At 72.8% G+C, this 18,064-nt stretch carries 16 protein-coding genes; 6 read left to right on the top strand and 10 right to left on the bottom strand.

Annotated features, from left to right (window positions below; all coding sequences use genetic code 11):
• Positions 1-164: 164 nt before the first annotated feature.
• Positions 165-911, top strand: coding sequence for an SLATT domain-containing protein (locus K7862_RS07330; RefSeq protein WP_308011890.1), 747 nt, complete (start codon positions 165-167; stop codon positions 909-911).
• Between the two features lie 84 nt (positions 912-995).
• On the opposite strand, the gene K7862_RS07335 is transcribed toward K7862_RS07330, so the two are convergent.
• The 3 genes from K7862_RS07335 to K7862_RS07345 form a co-directional block, all read right to left on the bottom strand.
• Entirely contained in the window at positions 996-1,649 is a 654-nt protein-coding gene (locus K7862_RS07335) for a putative DNA-mimic protein (protein WP_222961614.1), read from the bottom strand.
• A 74-nt stretch (positions 1,650-1,723) separates the two neighbouring features.
• Positions 1,724-2,410 carry a GntR family transcriptional regulator gene (locus tag K7862_RS07340; protein WP_222961615.1) on the bottom strand — a complete coding sequence of 229 codons (687 nt, stop codon included), beginning with the start codon at positions 2,408-2,410 and terminating at the stop codon, positions 1,724-1,726.
• Between the two features lie 109 nt (positions 2,411-2,519).
• Positions 2,520-3,926, bottom strand: a complete 1,407-nt coding sequence (locus K7862_RS07345) for an aspartate aminotransferase family protein (protein WP_222961616.1) — start codon at positions 3,924-3,926, stop codon at positions 2,520-2,522.
• Between the two features lie 326 nt (positions 3,927-4,252).
• Here K7862_RS07345 and K7862_RS07350 point away from each other — a divergent pair, with 326 nt between their 5' ends.
• On the top strand, positions 4,253-6,142 hold the full coding sequence (locus K7862_RS07350; RefSeq protein ID WP_222961617.1) for a serine/threonine-protein kinase: 1,890 nt from the start codon (positions 4,253-4,255) through the stop codon (positions 6,140-6,142).
• A gap of 103 nt (positions 6,143-6,245) precedes the next feature.
• Here the strand turns inward: K7862_RS07350 and K7862_RS07355 are convergent, their stop codons facing one another.
• Positions 6,246-7,529 carry an adenylosuccinate synthase gene (locus K7862_RS07355; protein ID WP_222961618.1) on the bottom strand — a complete coding sequence of 428 codons (1,284 nt, stop codon included), beginning with the start codon at positions 7,527-7,529 and terminating at the stop codon, positions 6,246-6,248.
• A gap of 134 nt (positions 7,530-7,663) precedes the next feature.
• Here K7862_RS07355 and K7862_RS07360 point away from each other — a divergent pair, with 134 nt between their 5' ends.
• Positions 7,664-8,500, top strand: a complete 837-nt coding sequence (locus K7862_RS07360; protein WP_222961619.1) for a diacylglycerol kinase family protein — start codon at positions 7,664-7,666, stop codon at positions 8,498-8,500.
• Here the strand turns inward: K7862_RS07360 and K7862_RS07365 are convergent.
• From K7862_RS07365 to sp36, 5 genes are all read right to left on the bottom strand, one after another.
• On the bottom strand, positions 8,490-9,725 hold the full coding sequence (locus K7862_RS07365; protein ID WP_222961620.1) for a cytochrome P450: 1,236 nt from the start codon (positions 9,723-9,725) through the stop codon (positions 8,490-8,492). The genes K7862_RS07360 and K7862_RS07365 overlap by 11 nt on opposite strands.
• Before the next feature lie 62 nt (positions 9,726-9,787).
• A complete protein-coding gene (locus K7862_RS07370) occupies positions 9,788-10,621 on the bottom strand; it encodes an MBL fold metallo-hydrolase (RefSeq protein WP_222961621.1) in 834 nt (277 codons plus the stop codon).
• Positions 10,618-11,496: an NUDIX hydrolase gene (locus K7862_RS07375; RefSeq protein ID WP_222961622.1), complete on the bottom strand. Its 879-nt coding sequence runs from the start codon at positions 11,494-11,496 to the stop codon at positions 10,618-10,620. The genes K7862_RS07370 and K7862_RS07375 overlap by 4 nt, the downstream gene beginning before the upstream one ends.
• Positions 11,497-11,662: 166 nt before the next feature.
• Entirely contained in the window at positions 11,663-12,130 is a 468-nt protein-coding gene (locus tag K7862_RS07380; protein ID WP_222961623.1) for a RidA family protein, read from the bottom strand.
• On the bottom strand, positions 12,127-12,291 hold the full coding sequence (gene sp36, locus K7862_RS07385; RefSeq protein ID WP_222961624.1) for a Sp36 family protein: 165 nt from the start codon (positions 12,289-12,291) through the stop codon (positions 12,127-12,129). Before sp36 ends, K7862_RS07380 begins: the two co-directional genes overlap by 4 nt.
• Before the next feature lie 229 nt (positions 12,292-12,520).
• Between sp36 and bagA the strand changes: the two genes are divergently transcribed.
• The gene (bagA, locus tag K7862_RS07390; RefSeq protein WP_222961625.1) at positions 12,521-13,681 is read left to right on the top strand and encodes an ATPase BagA; all 1,161 of its coding nucleotides are present in this window, start codon (positions 12,521-12,523) and stop codon (positions 13,679-13,681) included.
• Positions 13,678-14,922 carry an ATPase BagB gene (gene bagB, locus K7862_RS07395; RefSeq protein ID WP_222961626.1) on the top strand — a complete coding sequence of 415 codons (1,245 nt, stop codon included), beginning with the start codon at positions 13,678-13,680 and terminating at the stop codon, positions 14,920-14,922. Before bagA ends, bagB begins: the two co-directional genes overlap by 4 nt.
• 76 nt (positions 14,923-14,998) lie before the next feature.
• Here the strand turns inward: bagB and K7862_RS07400 are convergent, their stop codons facing one another.
• Positions 14,999-15,331: a WhiB family transcriptional regulator gene (locus K7862_RS07400; RefSeq protein ID WP_222961627.1), complete on the bottom strand. Its 333-nt coding sequence runs from the start codon at positions 15,329-15,331 to the stop codon at positions 14,999-15,001.
• Between the two features lie 387 nt (positions 15,332-15,718).
• On the opposite strand from K7862_RS07400, the gene K7862_RS07405 reads away from it, so the two are divergent.
• Positions 15,719-18,028 (top strand): transglycosylase domain-containing protein, encoded by a 2,310-nt coding sequence (locus K7862_RS07405; RefSeq protein WP_222961628.1) that lies wholly within the window; start codon positions 15,719-15,721, stop codon positions 18,026-18,028.
• Positions 18,029-18,064 lie beyond the last annotated feature (36 nt).

An 18,064-nucleotide genomic window follows, 5' to 3' on the forward strand; every position in this document is an offset into this window, starting at 1 on the left:
TTCGAGCGATCGCGGAAATGCCTCCATACCCGATCAGGCGGCCCGTACGGGCACACTTCCGGTCATCACCGTCCCGGCCTCAGCCGTTCGGCGGTAAGAAGAGAGCTTCACACCGGGCCGGTGGGCCGAGCCGTCAGGTCGTGTGTCATCCCAGGGAGTGCGCAGTGAGCAGCCAGCCGGACCAGTTCCCCGAAGAGGCCCCTCGTGAGGAGCCCAGGCGGCGGGCGCTGCACCACCAGCGGGAGGACCTGCGGGCGCTGCCGTTCCCGCTGGGCGACTGGGGTGAGCCGGCCGAGCGGCTGGCGCAGCTCTACCGCTGGGCGGAGGACGGCGCGCTGCGCACGGCCGACTGGTACCTGGCCGACCGGGTCGTCAAGCGCCGTGCCGCGCGGTCGCTGCGGACCGCGGCGGCGTGCCTGGTCACGGCCGGTGCGGTGCTGCCGCTGATCGAGCTCGCGCACGGCCCGGAGACCGCGGCCGTGTGGGGCTACACGGCCCTGCTGCTCGCGGCGGTGTGCGTGGCCGTCGACAAGGTGTTCGGGCTGACCGCGGGGTGGATGCGGGACATGGCGACCGCGCAGGCGGTGCAGCGGCGCCTGGAGGTCCTGCGGTTCGACTGGGCGTCGGAGAGCGTCCGGGAGGTGCTGGGACCCACCGAGGGGACGGCCGCGGAGGCCGCCGAGCGCTGTCTGACGATCCTGCGTCGCTTCTGCGAGGACGTCGCGGACCTGGTGCGCATGGAGACGGCGGACTGGATGCTGGGTTTCGGCGCCCAGGGCGCCGCCGCGCCGCTGCGTACGCAGTCCGCGGCGTGGTGGCCCTCCCGGCAGGAGCCGACGGCCCCTCGCCTGGCCCACCCCAGCACCCGGCCCAACATGCCCCGCCAGCGCCCCCCGGAGCACCCCCGGTAGGCCCGGGGGTGCCGGAGCGCGAGAACACGCGGGAACACGCGGGAACACACGAGAACCGCGGGACGGAGACAGGGCAGAAGCGGATCAGCTGAAGACGATCATGGAGCCCTGGCCCAGGGAGCGGGTGGCGGCGGCGTGCAGGCCGAGCCAGACGTGGTGCTCGCGGGCGAAGGGCCCGTCGGTGGGCCGCGGCGGGGTGACGGCGGGTTCCTCCAGAGTGGTGTGGCGGTCCGGCGGCGCCGGCGCGGCCGGCGGGTTGGCCGGGTCGATGCCGATGGCCGACGCCACGAACTCCAGCTCGCGCAGCAGCCCGTGGCTGGAGCCCAGCGGGCCGCCGCCCTCCAGCAGTTCGTCGTTGACCACGGGCACCGGGAAGTCCAGCGGGACGTACGCGCCCGCGTGGTCGTAGTGCCACACCAGATGGGAGCGCTGGGCCGCGCCCTCGAACATCTCCAGCAGCTGCTCGTAGTCGCCGCCGAGCGCGTCGACCGGCGTGACCTCCAGCCCCTGGAGGCGCAGCAGATAGGCGCGGCGCAGGAAGTGCAGCGCGTCGTAGTCGAAGCAGGCGACCGGCGCGACGTCGCCCGACAGACCCGGCATGTAGCTGTAGACGGGGATCGGCGGCTGTCCGGCCTCGCTCAACGCCTTGTCGTAGCGGGCCAGTTCCTCGGAGAAGGGGTTTTCCGGGCTGTGGCAGAGCACGTCCACGAGTGGCACCAGCCACAAGTCGCAGGCCACGAACACTCCATCCGGTCGGGGGCGTACAGCGTAGTTGGCCCGGACCTCTCACGTCAGCGCCGCCACGGCCGCGCTCAGGGGTGTGCGGGGGTGAGCTTCTCCACGAGAGCGCCTGTGTGCGTGCTGTGGTCGAGGGTGAGGCGGCGTGCCGCGGCGGTGTCGCGGGCGGCCACGGCGTCGACCAGCGCGACATGGTCGGCCCAGCACACCCCGGCCAGGTCCGGCACGGCCCGCAGGTGGGGCACCGCGTAGATCCAGGTCTGCACCCGCAGCCGGTCCAGGAACTCGTTGATGTGCGGGTTGCCGCCGATCGCGGTGAGCTCGCGCCAGAAGCGCAGGTCGCAGCCGATGAGCACGTCCAGGTCGCCGGCCCGGGCGGCGCGCGCCGCGGCCTCGGCCCGGCGCCGCACGGACGCGATGGCCTGCGGCGGCAGCTCCCCCATGCCGTGCTCGGCCATCATGCGGAAGGCCGCCTCGATCACGAAGACCCGCGCCTCGGCGAGCGACCGGAAGTCTTCCGCGGTGAACCGCCGCACCTGGAAGCCGCGGTGCTGCTCGACCTCCAGCAGGCCCTGCGCGGCGAGGTCCACCAGCGCCTCGCGCACGGGCGTGGCGGAGACGCCGTAGTTCTCGGCGATCTGCTTGACGCTGAAGTGCCGGCCGCTCTCCATACGGCCGGTGAGTACCTCGTCGCGCAGAGCGTCGGCGATCTGCTGGCGCAGGCTGCTGCGCCGCACCGGCGGTCCGCCGTCCTCCGGCATGCGCTCGTCCTCTCGCCCGATCGTCGTACAGACTCATGACCGTACGAACCGATGGCCGTACGGATGACCCCGCACACGATAGGCGAGCGGCGGCGCGGGTGCGGGACGGTCAGCCCGCCGCCGCGACCGTGTGGCGGTCGGCGACGGCCAGCGCCTGGTCGAGCAGCTCCAGACCCTCCTTGGCCTCCGCCTCGGTGATCGTGCAGGGCGGCACGACATGCGTCCGGTTCATGTTGACGAACGGCCACAGGCCGGAGCGCTTGCAGGCGGCGGTGAACTCGGCCATCGGGGTGTTGTCGGCCCCCGCGGCGTTGTACGGCACCAGGGGCTGGCGGGTGATCTTGTCCTTCACCAGGTCCAGCGCCCAGAAGACGCCCATGCCGCGCACCTCGCCGACCGACGGGTGGCGCTCGGCGATGGCCCGCAGCCCGGGGCCGAGCACGGTCTCGCCGATGAACGCGGCGTTCTCGACGATCCGCTCCTCGCGCATGGCGTTGATGGTCGCGACCGCGGACGCGCAGGCCAGCGGGTGCCCGGAGTACGTCAGGCCACCCGGGTAGGGCCGGGTGGCGAAGGTCGCGGCGATCCGCTCGGAGATGGCGACGCCGCCGAGCGGCACATAGCCGGAGTTGACGCCCTTGGCGAAGGTCAGCAGGTCGGGCACGGCGTCCCAGTGGTCGGCGGCGAACCAGCGCCCGGTGCGGCCGAAGCCCGCCATCACCTCGTCGAGGATGAAGACGATCCCGTACCGGTCGCACAGCTCGCGGACCCCGGCGAGGTAGCCGTCCGGCGGGACCAGCACGCCCGCGGTGCCGACCACGGTCTCCAGCAGGATCGCCGCGATGGACTGCGGCCCCTCGAAGGCGATGAGCTGCTCCAGGTGCTCCAGGGCGCGCCGGCACTCCTCGGCCTCGTCGGCGGCGTGGAACTGCGAGCGGTAAAGGTAGGGGCCCCAGAAGTGGACGACGCCGGCCGAGGCGGTGTCGGAGGCCCAGCGTCGCGGGTCACCCGTGAGGTTGATCGCGGCGGCCGTCGCGCCGTGGTAGGAGCGGTAGGCGCTCAGCACCTTGGGGCGGCCGGTGTGCAGCCGGGCCATCCGCACCGCGTTCTCCACGGCCTCGGCCCCGCCGTTGGTGAAGAAGATCTTGTCGAGGTCGCCCGGCGTCAGCTCGGCGATCAGCCGCGCCGCCTCGGACCGGACGTCGATGGCGAACGCGGGCGCGAAGGTGGCGAGTTTCGCGGCCTGCCGCTGGATCGCCTCGACCACCTTGGGGTGCTGGTGGCCGATGTTGGTGTTCACCAGCTGGGAGGAGAAGTCCAGATAGCGGTTGCCGTCGTAGTCCCAGAAGTAGGAACCCTCCGCGCCGGCGACCGCCAGCGGGTCGATGACCTCCTGGGCCGACCACGAATGGAAGACGTGCTTGCGGTCGGCCGCCTTCACCGCGGCCCCGGTCTCGGGGTCGGCGACGGGGGCGCCGGGCAGGGTGTCGGCGGGCTGAGCAGGCAGGGTGGTCATGGGTCCAGGCTAGGGAGGCCCGGCGCGAACGGCACAGCGGCAGCCTGTATGGCCGTGGGCCGCGACGGCGACACGCTGTCAAGGCGCCCGCCCGCACGACGGGTGCCGCCGCGTCTTCGTGTGGGTGACCGCCGTGTCTCCGTGTGGGTGAGCGCACCGTCTCCGCAACGGTGAACAGGCCGTCTCCGTGCGGGTGAAGGCGACGGGGCGAGCAGAGGGTGACGGTCCGCGCCCACCACTCACCCGCGGGCGTTCGTACGCATATTCTTCGGCCGTACGAGTGTGGGGCGGCCGGCTGCCCGCGCCGGCCGAGACGGGGGGCATCGATGGACGAGCTGCGAGCCGCCGATCCGCGGTGGATCGGCTCCTACCGGCTGCTGGGGCGACTCGGCACCGGCGGCATGGGCCGCGTCTACCTCGCCCGCTCCCAGCGCGGCCGCACCGTCGCCGTGAAGCTGGTCCGCGCCGAACTCGCCGAACAGGAGGAGTTCCGCACCCGGTTCCGGCGGGAGGTGCACGCCGCGCGGCGGGTCGGCGGCCGCTGGACCGCGCCGGTGCTCGACGCCGACACCGAGGCCGCGATCCCCTGGGTGGCGACGGGGTACGTCGCGGGGCCCTCGCTGCAGCAGGTCGTCGCGAAGGACCACGGCCCGCTGCCGGAGTCCTCGGTGCGGGTGCTGGCGTCCGGGCTCGCCCACGCGCTCGCGGACATCCACGCCGCGGGCCTGGTGCACCGCGACCTCAAGCCGTCCAACGTGATGATCACCATCGACGGCCCCCGGGTCATCGACTTCGGCATCGCGCGGGCCCTGGAGACCGTCGCGGACGACGGCGACGGCACCACCGTCACCACCACCGGGGCGATGGTCGGCTCGCCCGCCTTCATGTCGCCCGAGCAGGTGCGCGGCGACCGGGTCACCCCGGCGTGCGACATCTTCTGCCTCGGCTCGGTGCTCGCGTACGCCGCGACCGGGCTGCAGCCGTTCGGGGCGGCCGCGAGCGGCGTGCACGCGCAGATGTTCCGCATCGTGCAGGAGCCGCCGGACCTGGACGCCGTGCCCGCGGGCCTGCGCGACCTGGTCGCCGCGTGCCTGGTCAAGGATCCGCTGGAGCGGCCGTCGCTGGCGGAGGTGCAGGAACGGATCGCCGCGGCCGAGGCGGCGGCTCTCGAAGCGACCCGCGGCACGCGGGACGCGGGCGCCGCGGACGGCACGAGCGGCGGGCGCGTCGCCCCCGCGGAGCCGTGGCTGCCCGGCGCGATCGTCGCGCAGCTCGGCCGCCAGGCGGTGCGGCTGCTGGAACTGGAGGCGGCCGAGACGGGTTCGATGCCGGTGGTGACCGCGGCGGAGGCCGCGACCCGCGTGCAGCGTCCGGCAGCCGCCCCGCCCGCCGCACGCCCGGATGAGCCGGAGGCCGCACGCGGGCCGGAAGCGGCCGGGCGGCCCGCGCCTGAACCCGTCACCGCCTCGCTGCCCCGGCCGCGGCAGCCCGCCGAGGACAGCACCCTGTACGCCGGACCCGCGGAGCAGCCGGCACCCGCCGCGCACTCCACCACCGCCGCACACCCCGCCGCCGCACCGGCGGACCCCGCCGCACCGGCCGACCCCGCCGGCCGCCGGCCCGCCCACCGCGAGCCCGCCGGCCCCGGCCCCGAGTCCGCCGCCCCCGGCAGACGGAAGCGCCGCGGCGCCCTCGTCGCGGTCCTGGCCCTGCTCGCGGTGGTCGCGGGCGGTGCGACGGCCCTCGTGGCGCTGCGGGCCGGCGGTCACGGCAGCGGTGGCGACGCCGGCCGGACGCACACCGCGCCCCCGCAGACGGCGCCCGCCGGCCGGGCGGCCACCACGGCGCCCACGCCCGCCGCCGGAGCCGCCGCCGTCCCCGCGCCCGCCGGCCTCGTCGGCACCTGGCACGCGGTGTTCGACAGCGGGCAGGGCGGCCAGAGCAGCGAGAACGAGCGGACGCTGACCGTCCACCCGGACGGCTCGGTGGTGCTGACCGGCAGCGGCGGCACCTACGACTGCGCCTGGTCGATGCACGTCACGTCCGCCGGTCCGCCCACCGCCCTGAGCGCGTCCGAGGTCACCCGTGGCGAGCCGGCCGGGGCGTGCCTGCCGGGCGTGGAGACCTCCCTCACCCTCCTCGACCCCACCCACCTGCGCCGGGACAACAACCCCGACGCGGGCAAGGCGCCGCTGACGTACGAGAAGACGGGCTGAGAGCACGCGCCCACGCGGCCACGCCCGGCCCCGGACACGGCACTGCCCGGCGCCGAGGTGACGGCGCCGGGCAGGACGGCCGGGGGAAACCGGGACCGGAGACTCAGAGGAAGGGGTTGACCTCGATCGTCTCGGTACGGCCGGGGCCGACGCCGATCGCGGAGATGGGCGCGCCCGACATCTCCTCCAGCGCCTTGACGTACGCCTGGGCGTTCTTCGGCAGGTCCGCCACGCTCTTGGCCTTGGAGATGTCCTCCGACCAGCCGGGCAGGAACTCGTAGATCGGCTTCGCGTGGTGGAAGTCGGTCTGGCTGTAGGGGAGTTCGTCGACGCGCCGGCCGTCGATCTCGTAGGCGACGCAGACCGGGATCTGCTCCCAGCCGGTGAGGACGTCCAGCTTGGTGAGGAAGAAGTCCGTCAGGCCGTTCACCCGGGTCGCGTAACGGGCGATGACCGCGTCGAACCAGCCGCAGCGCCGGTTGCGTCCGGTGGTGACACCGAACTCGCCGCCGATGGTGCGCAGCTTCTCGCCGTCCTCGTCGAGCAGTTCGGTCGGGAACGGCCCGGAGCCCACGCGGGTGGTGTACGCCTTGAGGATTCCGATGACCCGGGTGATCTTGGTGGGGCCGACACCGCTTCCGGTGCAGGCGCCGCCCGAGGTCGGGTTGGACGAGGTGACGAAGGGATAGGTGCCGTGGTCGACGTCGAGGAGCGTGCCCTGGCCGCCCTCCATGAGCACGACCTTGCCCTCGTCCAGGGCGTTGTTGAGCACCAGCGTGGTGTCGGCGACGTAGTCCTTGATCTGCTCGGCGTAGCCCAGGTACTCCTCGACGACCTGGTCCGCGCTGATCGCCCGCCGGTTGAAGATCTTCACCAGGATCTGGTTCTTGTCCTGGAGGGCGGCGTCGACCTTCTGCCGGAGGATCGACTCGTCGAAGAGGTCCTGGACCCGGATGCCGACGCGGTTGATCTTGTCGGCGTAGGCCGGGCCGATGCCGCGGCCGGTGGTGCCGATCTTGCGCGTGCCGAGGAAGCGCTCCGTCACCTTGTCGATGGTCTGGTGATACGGCGTGATCAAGTGGGCGTTACCACTGATCAGCAGCTTGGAGGTGTCGACGCCTCGCTCGTTGAGGCCGCTCAGCTCGGAGAGCAGCACCGCCGGGTCGACGACGACACCGTTGCCGATCACCGGGACGCACTCCGGTGACAGGATTCCGGAGGGGAGGAGATGCAGTGCGTACTTCTGGTCGCCGACGACGACCGTGTGGCCGGCGTTGTTGCCGCCCTGGTAACGCACCACGTAGTCCACTGAGCCACCGAGCAGGTCGGTGGCCTTCCCCTTGCCCTCGTCACCCCACTGAGCACCGAGCAGCACAAGTGCGGGCACAGGCGTACACCCCTTCCGGGCGGGGCATGTCCAACGTGCAGAGTGCCGTCGAACCTGCCCCGGAATAGACGAAGCCCCTGACGCAAAGGCGCAAGGGGCTCTTGCACCGAGATTTTACCTGAGGAAGGACCACCGTGTCGGCTCACGTCCCGGCCGGACAATCCCTGCTCGTCGTCGTCGATCCCGCGGCACGGGCAACCGACGGCGAGTCCGTGCGGATCGCCAAGGACGTGCTGTGCGCGGGCGCGGCCTCCCTGAAGATCGTTCTGCCGGAAACGGCGGCCGAGGCCGAGCACGCGCTGGTGCACCGCGGCAGGCGGCATCCGGTTGTGCTCGGCGACGACGCGGCACTGCTGCGCACGGTCCGGATCCTGCACCGCGACCGGTCGTTGCGCGAGGCGCCGGTGTCGGTGGTGCCGATCGGGCCGCGCTCGACGCTGGCCCGCGCGCTGGGCGTCCCGGACCAGGTGCCGGCCGCCGCCCGCGCGGTGCTCGACGGCGCCGAGCGCGAACTGGACCTGCTGGTCGACGACAGCGGCGGCATCGTGCTGGGCGCGCTCAGCATCCCCTGCGGCAACCCCGTCGCGCACACCGCGGCGCACTGGTGGACGCCGGTGGAGAAGACCGCCCGCTCCCTGGTCCGCACCCTCACCGCGCCGATCCCGGTCAACGGCCAGCCGCCGCAGCGTCAGCAGCGGCTGCGGGTCGAGGCGGACGGTGTGCTGCTCGCCGACCTGGACCAGCCGGTGCACGAGGTGTCGGTGCGCACGGCGCCCGCCGGCTTCGCCGAGGTGTCGGTCCGCCGTGCCGAGGGCGACGCTCAGGTGCGGACGCGGGCCCGCACGGTCACCGTCTCCGGCCGGGACTTCCGCTACCGGGCGGACTCCGCGGTCACCGGCCCGGTGCGCACCCGCACCTGGACGGTCGAGCCGTCGGCCTGGCGCCTGACGGTTCCCCGCGTCACCAGGTGACGAGCATCTCCTCGGGCCCGCGGATCACATAGCCGGGACGCCACTTCGGCTCCTCGACCAGGCGCATGCCGGGGGCGTCGCGCAGCAGCGTGCCGAAGGACGTGACGAGTTCGAGGCGGGCCAGCGGGGCGCCCAGGCAGTAGTGGATGCCCGCGCCGAAGGACACGTGCTTGTTGTCGGCGGCCGGCCGCGTCACGTCGAACCGGTCGGGGTCGGTGAAACGCGCGGGGTCGCGGTTGGCGGAGCCGAAGAGCAGCGCGACCTCCGAGCCGCGCGGGACGACCGTGCCGTCCACCTCGATGTCGTCCAGCACCCACCGCTCGAAGAGCTGCAGCGGGGTGTCGTAGCGCAGCATCTCCTCGACGCCGTCCCGCAGCCGCTCCGGGTTCCGCTGGAGAACCGCCAGCTGGTCGGGGTGGTGGAAGAGCGCGAGCCACCCCAGGACGGTGGTGTTGACCGTGGCCTCGTGGCCGGCGTTGAGCAGCAGCACGCAGGTGGAGATCATCTCCTGCTCGCTGAGCACGTCACCGCCGTCGTGCGCCGCGATCAGGGCGCTGATCAGGTCCTCGCCGGGCTCCCGGCGGCGGACCGCGATCAGCTCCCGCAGATACGCGGAGAACTCCTCGCTGGCCCGCACGGCCAGCCGCGCGGTCTCCTCGCTCGGGTTCAGCTCGAACATGCCGGTGATCGCCGCGGACCAGGGACGCAGCAGCCCGCGGTCGGCGGGCGGCACACCGAGCATCTCGGCGATCACCGCGACCGGCAGCGGCTCGGCGACGCGGGCCAGCAGGTCGCCGCCGCCGTCGGCGCGCAGGGACGTGATGAGCTCGCCGGCCAGCCGCGTCACGGTCGGCGCGAGGTCCTCGACCATGCGCGGGGTGAACGCCTTCGAGACCAGGCGGCGGATCCGGGCGTGGGCCGGGTCCTCCAGGTCGAGCATCCCCTCGCCGTTGAGGGTGACGAACGGCTCGTGCTCGGGCGGCGGGGCCTGACGGCCGAACTCCTCGTGGGTGAAGCGGTGCAGGTAGGTGCGGCCCAGACGCCGGTCCCGCAGCAGCGCGCTGACGTCGTCGTGGTGCGGGATCAGCCACTGGTTCGTCGGCTCGAACCAGTGCGCCCGGCCGCCCGCCCGCAGCGCCTCGTACGCCGGGTACGGGTCGGTGACGAAGGACGGCTCCCAGGGCCTGAACAGCGACGTTGACGCCTTGGACGCTGTTGACGTCATGCACGCCGTTGACGCGTTCGACGCACTGAGCGGGGTCGGTGATGTCGGTGAGGTCGGTGAGGTCATGGCAGCTCGATCAGTCCGTGTTCCCGCAGGTAGTCCATCTGCGCGCGGACGGACAGCTCGGCGGCGGGCCACAGCGAGCGGTCCACGTCGGCGTAGACGTGCGCGACGACGTCGGGGGCCGTGTGCAGCCCCGACTCGACGGCGGTCTCCACCTGCGCGAGACGGTGGGCGCGGTGGGCCAGGTAGAACTCGACGGCGCCGCGCGCGTCGGCGAGCACCGGGCCGTGCCCGGGCAGGACGGTGTCCACGCCGTCCTCGACGGTCAGCGCCTGGAGGCGGCGCAGCGAGTCGAGGTAGTCGCCGAGCCGGCCGTCGGGATGGGCGACCACGGTCGTGCCGCGGCCCAGCACCGTGTCGCCGGTCAGCACGGCGCCGTCGGCGGGCAGATGGAAGCAGAGCGAGTCGGCGGTGTGCCCGGGCGTCCCCAGCACCCGCAGCTCCAGGCCGCCCACGGTCACCGTGTCGTCCGCGGACAGACCCTCGTCGCCGAGCCGCAGCGCGGGGTCCAGGGCGCGTACCGGCGTCCGCGTGAGTTCCGCGAACCGGGCGGCGCCCTCGGCGTGGTCCGGGTGGCCGTGGGTGAGCAGGGTCAGCGCGACGCGCTTGCCGAGCGACTCCGCGGTGGCGATCACGTTCGCCAGGTGGGCCTCGTCCAGCGGACCCGGGTCGATGACGACGGCCAGGCCGGAGTCCGGCTCGGACACGATCCAGGTGTTGGTGCCGTCCAGGGTCATCGGGGAGGGGTTCGGCGCCAGCACGCACAGCGCCCGGGCGCTCGCCCAGCCGCCGATCGTGGCCTCCGGCCGCCCCGGCGGCACCGCGGCGGTCACCGGCTCTCCCCCGCCGCCCGCACGACGCGGGTGAACTCGTCGTGCCCCGGCCAGGTCAGCACCACGTCACCGGCCGCGTCGAGCTCGGCCCTGGCCAGCACCGGCGCCAGGTCGCGTCCGGGCGCGGCCGCCAGGGCCGCGTCGGCGGTGGGGTACGGCAGCAGGGCGCGCAGCGTGGTGACGGTCGGCGGCAGCATCACCATCTCGCCGCGCTCGTAGCCCGCGACGCCTTCGCCGGGAGCCAGCCACACCGTGCGGTCGGCCTCGCCGGACACGTCCCGGGTGCGCTGCCCCTCGGGCAGGCGGGCGAGGAAGAACCACGTGTCGTAACGGCGCTCCTCGAACTCCGGGGTGATCCAGCGCGCCCAGGGCGCCAGCAGGTCGGAGCGCAGGGCCAGGCCGCGGCCGGCCAGGAAGTCGGCGAAGCCCAGGTCGCGGGTGACCAGGGCCTGGCGGTCGCGTTCCCAGTCCTCGCCGGTGGTGTCCGCGACGACCGTGCCGTCGTGCGGCCCGGCCAGCAGCACGCCCGACTCCTCGAACGTCTCCCGGACCGCCGCGCAGACCACGGCCTGCGCCCGCGCCTCCGGGACACCCAGCACCTCGGCCCAGTGGGCGGGGCCGGGACCGGCCCACCGCACCTCCCGCTCGTCGCGCGGGTCGACACCGCCGCCGGGATAGGCGTAGGCGCCGCCCGCGAAGGCCATCGAGGTACGGCGCCGCAGCATGTGCACCAGCGGCTCGCCGCCCGGGCCGTCCCGCAGCAGCAGCACGGTCGCCGCGGCGCGCGGCGCCACCACCTCGAGCTCGCCGCGGGCCAGCGCCCGGATCCGCTCGGGCCACGCAGCGGGGAACGCGGAGCCGTCCATCGAGGTCATGCCCCGAGGCTACCGGCTCGCCCCACGCCCGGTCCGCCCCGCCCGGAACCCCGCGAAACGCCCGGCCGGACGGCGGGCGAGGGGTGGCGGCGGGGCCTGCGACGGGCTGGTCACCAGGCCTGTGACGAGGTGGTCGCCGCGCTCCGCGGCGCGGGCGACGTCCCGCCTACGGCTCCAGCTCGACCTGGATCTCGACCTCGACCGGGGCGTCCAGCGGCAGCACCGCGACGCCGACCGCGCTGCGGGCGTGCACGCCCTTGTCGCCCAGCACCTCGCCGAGCAGTTCGCTCGCGCCGTTGACGACCGCCGGCTGGCCGGTGAAGTCGGGCGCCGAGGCGACGAAGCCGACGACCTTGACGACCCGGGCGATGCGGTCGAGGTCACCGGTGACGGACTTCACAGCCGCCAGCGCGTTGAGCGCGCAGATCCGCGCCAGGTCGTACGCCTCCTCGGGCGTGACCCCGGCGCCGACCTTGCCGGTGGTGGTCAGCTTGCCGTCGACCAGCGGGAGCTGCCCGGCGGTGAACACGTACGCGCCCGAGCGCACCGCCGGCTGGTACGCCGCCAGCGGCGGGACCACGTCCGGCAGGTTCAGCCCCAGCTCGGCGAGCCGGGCCTCGACGGTCCCGCTCACGCCTGCTTCTCCCGCTTGAGGTACGCCACCAGCTGCTCGGGGTTGTTCGGACCCGGCACGACCTGCACCAGCTCCCAGCCGTCCTCGCCCCAGGTGTCGAGGATCTGCTTCGTCGCGTGCACGAGCAGCGGCACGGTCGCGTATTCCCACTTGTTCGCCATACGGGCGACTCTAGTGCCTGGGCGCCCCCGCTCCCGCCTGGCCCGCCCTGCCGTCGCGCGCCCCGTGACCGGCCCGCCCGCCGCCGCGCGACCCGCCCGGCGACAGCCCCGCGGCCGGGCCGCGCAGAGCCCCGGAACCGGCCCGCGCGAGGGCCGCCGCGCCCCGCCCGGGCCGGACGAACCGCCGACCGGCCGAGTGTCAGGGGCGTTCACTGGTTAGGCTCGCAAGGTGAGCCCTCAACAGTCATCTGCGGTCCGGCTGCACGTCGTGACCGGCAAGGGCGGCACGGGAAAGACCACGGTCGCCGCCTCCCTGGCACTCGCCCTCGCCGCCGAGGGCCGCCGCGTGCTGCTGGTCGAGGTCGAGGAGCGGCAGGGCATCGCCCAGCTCTTCGAGACCGAGGCGCTGCCGTACGAGGAGCGGAAGATCGCCTCCGCGCCGGGCGGCGGCGAGGTGCACGCCCTGGCCATCGACGCCGAGCTGGCGATGCTCGACTACCTCGACATGTTCTACAAGCTCGGCCGCGCCGGCCGGGCCCTGAAGAAGCTCGGCGCGATCGACTTCGCGACCACCGTCGCGCCCGGCGTGCGCGACGTGCTGCTCACGGGCAAGACGTGCGAGGCCGTCCGCCGCAAGGACCGGGCGGGCTGGCCGGTGTACGACGCCGTGGTGCTCGACGCCCCGCCGACCGGCCGCATCACCCGCTTCCTCAACGTCAACGACGAGGTCGCGGGCCTGGCCAGGGTCGGCCCGATATACAACCAGGCCCAGTCCGTGATGTCGGTGCTGAAGTCCCCGCAGACCGCGATCCACCTGGTCACGCTGCTGGAGGAGATGCCGGTCCAGGAGACCGTGGACGGCGTCACCGAACTGCGCGCGGCGGGACTGCCGGTGGGCGCGGTGATCGTCAACATGGTCCGCCCGGTGCTGCTGACCGACTCCGACCTGGCCGACGTCGTCGACGGGCCGCGCCGCACGGCCGTCGCCAAGGCGCTGTCCCAGGCCGGCCTGGGCGGCGCGCGCCGCGGCGGCCTCGCCGAACGTCTCGTCGACCCGCTGCTGGCCCAGGCGAACGAGCACGCCCAGCGGGTCGTCCTGGAGCGGGCGCAGCGCGCGGAGATCGCCGGACTCGGCCTGCCGGTCCGGGAGCTGGAGCTGCTGCCGGACGGCGTGGACCTCGGCGGCCTCTACCGGCTGGCGGAGAGCCTGCGCAAGCAGGCGGTCGCGACCCCCGCCGGGCCGAGCCGGGCCGGGAACAAGGCGGAGTACGGCGAGGACGGCCCCTACGGCGAAGAGGGTTCGTACGACGAAGGGGATGCGTACGACGAGGCCGCCGAGGACAACGAGGCCGCCGAGGCCGCCGAGAACAGGGACGGGGACGACGCATGAGCCTGGAGAGCCCGGTGCTGGACATCGACCCGCTGCTGGACGACCCCAAGACCCGGATCATCGTGTGCTGCGGCTCGGGCGGGGTGGGCAAGACCACCACCGCCGCCGCCCTGGGCGTGCGCGCCGCCGAGCGCGGCCGCACCGTCGCGGTCCTCACCATCGACCCGGCCCGGCGGCTCGCGCAGTCCATGGGCCTGACGGAACTCGACAACACCCCGCGCGACGTGGCCGGAATCGATCGGTCCGCCGGCGGATCGCTCCAGGCGATGATGCTGGACATGAAACGGACGTTCGACGAGGTCGTCGTCCAGCACTCGGACTCCGCGCGCGCCCGGGCGATCCTCGACAACCCCTTCTACCAGTCGCTGTCCGCCGGATTCGCCGGCACGCAGGAGTACATGGCGATGGAGAAGCTGGGCCAGCTGCGGGCCAAGGACGCCTGGGACCTGATCATCGTCGACACCCCGCCGAGCCGCAGCGCGCTGGACTTCCTCGACGCGCCCAAGCGCCTCGGGTCGTTCCTCGACGGCAGGTTCATCAAGCTGCTGACCGCGCCGGCCAAGGTCGGCGGCCGGGCCGGCGTGAAGTTCCTCAACATGGGGATGTCGATGATGACCGGCACCCTCAACAAGGTCATGGGCGCCTCGCTGCTGCGCGACGTGCAGACCTTCGTGGCCGCGATGGACACCATGTTCGGCGGCTTCCGCACCCGCGCGGACGCCACCTACCGGCTGCTCCAGGCCCCGGGCACGGCGTTCCTGGTGGTGGCGGCGCCGGAGCGGGACGCGCTGCGCGAGGCGGCGTACTTCGTGGAACGGCTGGCCGAGGAGGACATGCCGCTGGCCGGCCTGGTGCTCAACCGCGTGCACGGCAGCGGCGCGGACCGGCTCACCGCCGAGCGCGCCCTGGCCGCGGCGGAGTCCCTCGAGGAGCTGGCTGACACGGCGCCAGAAAATCTTGCACCCGGCCGCATGGCGGATCACCCGGCGGGGAAGGCTGATTCAGGTGCCCCGGAGGGCGCCCAGGACCGTACCGAGCACCTCACCGCCGGACTTCTCCGTCTGCACGCCGAACGCATGCAGGTGGTCGCGCGTGAACGACGCACCCGCGACCGCTTCGTGTCCGTGCACCCCGAGGTCCCGATGGTGGACGTGACGGCCCTGCCGGGCGACGTGCACGACCTGGAGGGGTTGCGGGCGATCGGCCGCCTGCTGTCCGGAGACGAACCGGCGGCCGCGTGACCGTCGCGCGGGCAGGGCGTCCGCGCGGTCTGTCCCGCGCCCGCCTCACCCGTGCGTCCGCTCGGTCCAACCCGGTCTATCCCGCGGCCGCGTAGTCCGCCTCGTCGCCGAGCGGCAGCAGACCCGTGCTGCGCTCGTACTCGGTGCGGGCGGTCTCCAGCAGCCGGCGCCAGGAGGTCACCGTGGGGCGGCGGCGCAGCAGCGCCCGGCGCTCCCGCTCGGTCATACCCCCCCACACACCGAACTCGACCCGGTTGTCGAGCGCGTCGGCCAGGCACTCGGTCCGCACCGGGCAGCCGGTGCACACCGCCTTGGCCCGGTTCTGGGCCGCGCCCTGGACGAACAGCTCGTCCGGATCAGTCGTCCTGCACGCCGCTTGCGTGCTCCAGTCGGTTACCCAGCTGCTCATGCTGGCGCCGTCCTCTCCCGAATCGAGGCTCCCCCACGGCGGCAAACGGCATATTCACCGTTGCCAGTTGAGGACGTTACGGAAGGTAGGCGCGGCGCAACAGCCCTTTCAGGCCCAATCTTGCATGGCCCGAATGGACTATGCGTACTCGGGAGATCACCCACCGGAGTGAGCGAGGATGAATCCGGACACTTCAGGGCGAAGGACCCAGCCTTGCCTAGCTCGGGGACCAAGACCCCCGGCATATGTCGGAATTCGGGCAGTTCTCATCACTCACAAGAGTGAAGAGGGAAGACAGGCGCACGCACGACGATCGCGCCCTGTCTGTTACAGAGTAGGCGAACAGATGGGCGCTCGTCCTCAGATTCGCAACGTAGGCTGCTCCCCATGGCTCACAAGCGTGTCGGCGGGGGGCTGTCCACGGCCCAGCAGGCCGCCAAGTTCCTCGGTGTCAGTGTGCTCGCCGGTGTGGTGCTGGCAGGGATCGCCCTGCCCGCCGCCGGCGCACTCGGCCTGTCCGCGAAGGGCACGGCGGCCGGCTTCGCCGACCTCCCCGGCGAACTCAAGGCTCCACCGCTGAGCCAGGCCTCCAAGATCCTGGACGCCAAGGGCGGCCTCATCGCGACTGTGTACTCCCGTGACCGCACGGTGGTGCCGATCACGCAGATGAGCCCGAACATCCTCAGCGCCATCGTCGCCATCGAGGACTCGCGCTACTACCAGCACGGCGCCCTCGACCTGAAGGGCATCCTGCGCGCCCTCAGCCACAACGGCTCCGGCGGCAGCACCCAGGGCGCCTCCACGCTCACCCAGCAGTACGTGAAGAACGTGTTCGTGGAGGAGGCCGGCGACGACCCGACGAAGGTCGCCCAGGCCACGCAGCAGACCGTGGGCCGCAAGATCAAGGAGATGAAGTACGCGATCCAGGTCGAGAAGGAGCTTGGCAAGAAGAAGATCCTGGAGAACTACCTCAACATCACCTTCTTCGGCGAGCAGGCCTACGGCGTCGAGGCCGCGTCCGAGCGCTACTTCAGCACGCACGCCAAGGACCTCGACCTGACCCAGGCCGCGCTGCTGGCCGGCATGGTGCAGTCCCCGAGCCGCTACGACCCCATCAACGACCCGCAGGAAGCGCTCAAGCGGCGCAACACCGTGCTGGCGCGGATGGCCCAGCTCAAGGACATCACCCAGGCCCAGGCCGACGCGGCGGAGAAGAAGCCGCTGGGCCTGAAGGTCAGCACCCCCAAGAACGGCTGCATCACCGCCGTCAACGGTTCGGGCTTCTTCTGCGACTACGTGCGCGAGACCTTCCTGCAGAACGCCGCCTTCGGCAAGACGAAGGAGGCCCGCGCCAAGCTCTGGAACACCGGCGGTCTGACGATCAGGACCACGCTGGACCCGACGGCCCAGGCCGGCGTGCTGCAGGGCATCAGCAACCACGTCAACAAGAGCGACAAGGTCGCCGCGGCCGCGGTCCTGGTGGAGCCGGGCACCGGCAAGATCGTGGCGATGGGCCAGAGCCGGCCGTACGGCTTCGGCAAGGACGAGACCCAGATCAACTACTCGGTCAACGCCAACATGGGCGGCGGCCAGGGCTTCCAGAACGGTTCGACGTTCAAGCCGATCACCGCGGCCGCGGCGCTGGAGGCGGGCTACAAGCCGTCCCAGTCCGAGGACTCGCCGAACAAGATGACGTACCCCGACGTCACCAACTGCAGCGGCGCCACCCTGCACGGCACGGACCAGACCGGCAACGAGGACCCCTCGGAGAAGGGTCCGTACATGATGCCCGAGGCGCTGAAGAAGTCGATCAACACCTACTTCCTCCAACTGGAGAGCCAGGTCGGCCTCTGCCCGATCGTCAACATGGCGTCCAAGCTCGGTCTGACCCGCGCCGACGGCAAGCCGCTGAACCAGATCGCGTCGCTGACCCTGGGCACCAACGAGGTCTCGCCGCTGAGCGTCGCCGCCGCGTACGCGGCGTTCGCCAACCGGGGCACCTACTGCACGCCGGTCGCCGTCCAGGCGGTCACCACCAACACCGGCAAGAGCCTGGCGGTGCCCAAGACGATCTGCTCGCAGGCGATGTCGCAGAACACCGCGGACACCATCAACACGATGCTCAAGGGCGTCGTCGACGACGGTACGGGTACCGCGGCCAACCTGGACGACGGCCGGGACACGGCCGGTAAGACCGGTACCACCGACGACCGGTGGGCGGCCTGGTTCGCCGGCTACACCCCGAACATGGCCGCCGCGGTCTGGCTGGGCGACCCGCGCCACGTGCAGAGGATGATCAACGTCACCATCGGCGGCCACTACTACGACAAGGTGTACGGCGCCGACGGCCCCGCGCCGATCTGGAAGGACGCGGTCGCCGCGTCGCTGGTCGGCAAGCCGGTCATGACCTTCATCACGGTGCCGCTCGACCTGCCGAAGACCGACCAGCCGAAGTCGCCCGACCCGAACAACCCCAACAACCCGACCGACGGCAAGCACCACGGCAAGCACGGTGGGCCCGGCGGCGCGACGGTGATGGGCGCGACCGGAGGCATCATCGGCGGCGTGGGCAACACGACCGGAGGCACGACGGCCGGCACCACGACGGGTGCGACCGGTGGGAGCAACGGGGCGCCGAACCCGTTCCCGACGTTCACGCTGCTGCCGTCCGGCGGTGGGGGGCCGGGGACGCCGTGACCAAGGGATGGGCGGGCCGTCAGGTCCGTTCGAGCC

Source organism: Actinacidiphila acidipaludis (assembly GCF_019890725.1).
GTDB classification, from domain to species: Bacteria; Actinomycetota; Actinomycetes; order Streptomycetales; family Streptomycetaceae; genus Actinacidiphila; species Actinacidiphila acidipaludis.

What these genes read in the sequence shown, in the direction of transcription:
- K7862_RS07400 (WP_222961627.1), bottom strand. Translation starts at nt 15,331, where the DNA reads ATGAGCAGCTGGGTAACCGACTGGAGCACGCAAGCGGCGTGCAGGACG.
- bagB (WP_222961626.1), top strand. Translation starts at nt 13,678, where the DNA reads ATGAGCCTGGAGAGCCCGGTGCTGGACATCGACCCGCTGCTGGACGAC.
- K7862_RS07365 (WP_222961620.1), bottom strand. Translation starts at nt 9,725, where the DNA reads ATGACGTCAACAGCGTCCAAGGCGTCAACGTCGCTGTTCAGGCCCTGG.
- sp36 (WP_222961624.1), bottom strand. Translation starts at nt 12,291, where the DNA reads ATGGCGAACAAGTGGGAATACGCGACCGTGCCGCTGCTCGTGCACGCG.
- K7862_RS07345 (WP_222961616.1), bottom strand. Translation starts at nt 3,926, where the DNA reads ATGACCACCCTGCCTGCTCAGCCCGCCGACACCCTGCCCGGCGCCCCC.
- K7862_RS07405 (WP_222961628.1), top strand. Translation starts at nt 15,719, where the DNA reads ATGGCTCACAAGCGTGTCGGCGGGGGGCTGTCCACGGCCCAGCAGGCC.
- K7862_RS07340 (WP_222961615.1), bottom strand. Translation starts at nt 2,410, where the DNA reads ATGCCGGAGGACGGCGGACCGCCGGTGCGGCGCAGCAGCCTGCGCCAG.
- K7862_RS07375 (WP_222961622.1), bottom strand. Translation starts at nt 11,496, where the DNA reads ATGACCTCGATGGACGGCTCCGCGTTCCCCGCTGCGTGGCCCGAGCGG.
- K7862_RS07350 (WP_222961617.1), top strand. Translation starts at nt 4,253, where the DNA reads ATGGACGAGCTGCGAGCCGCCGATCCGCGGTGGATCGGCTCCTACCGG.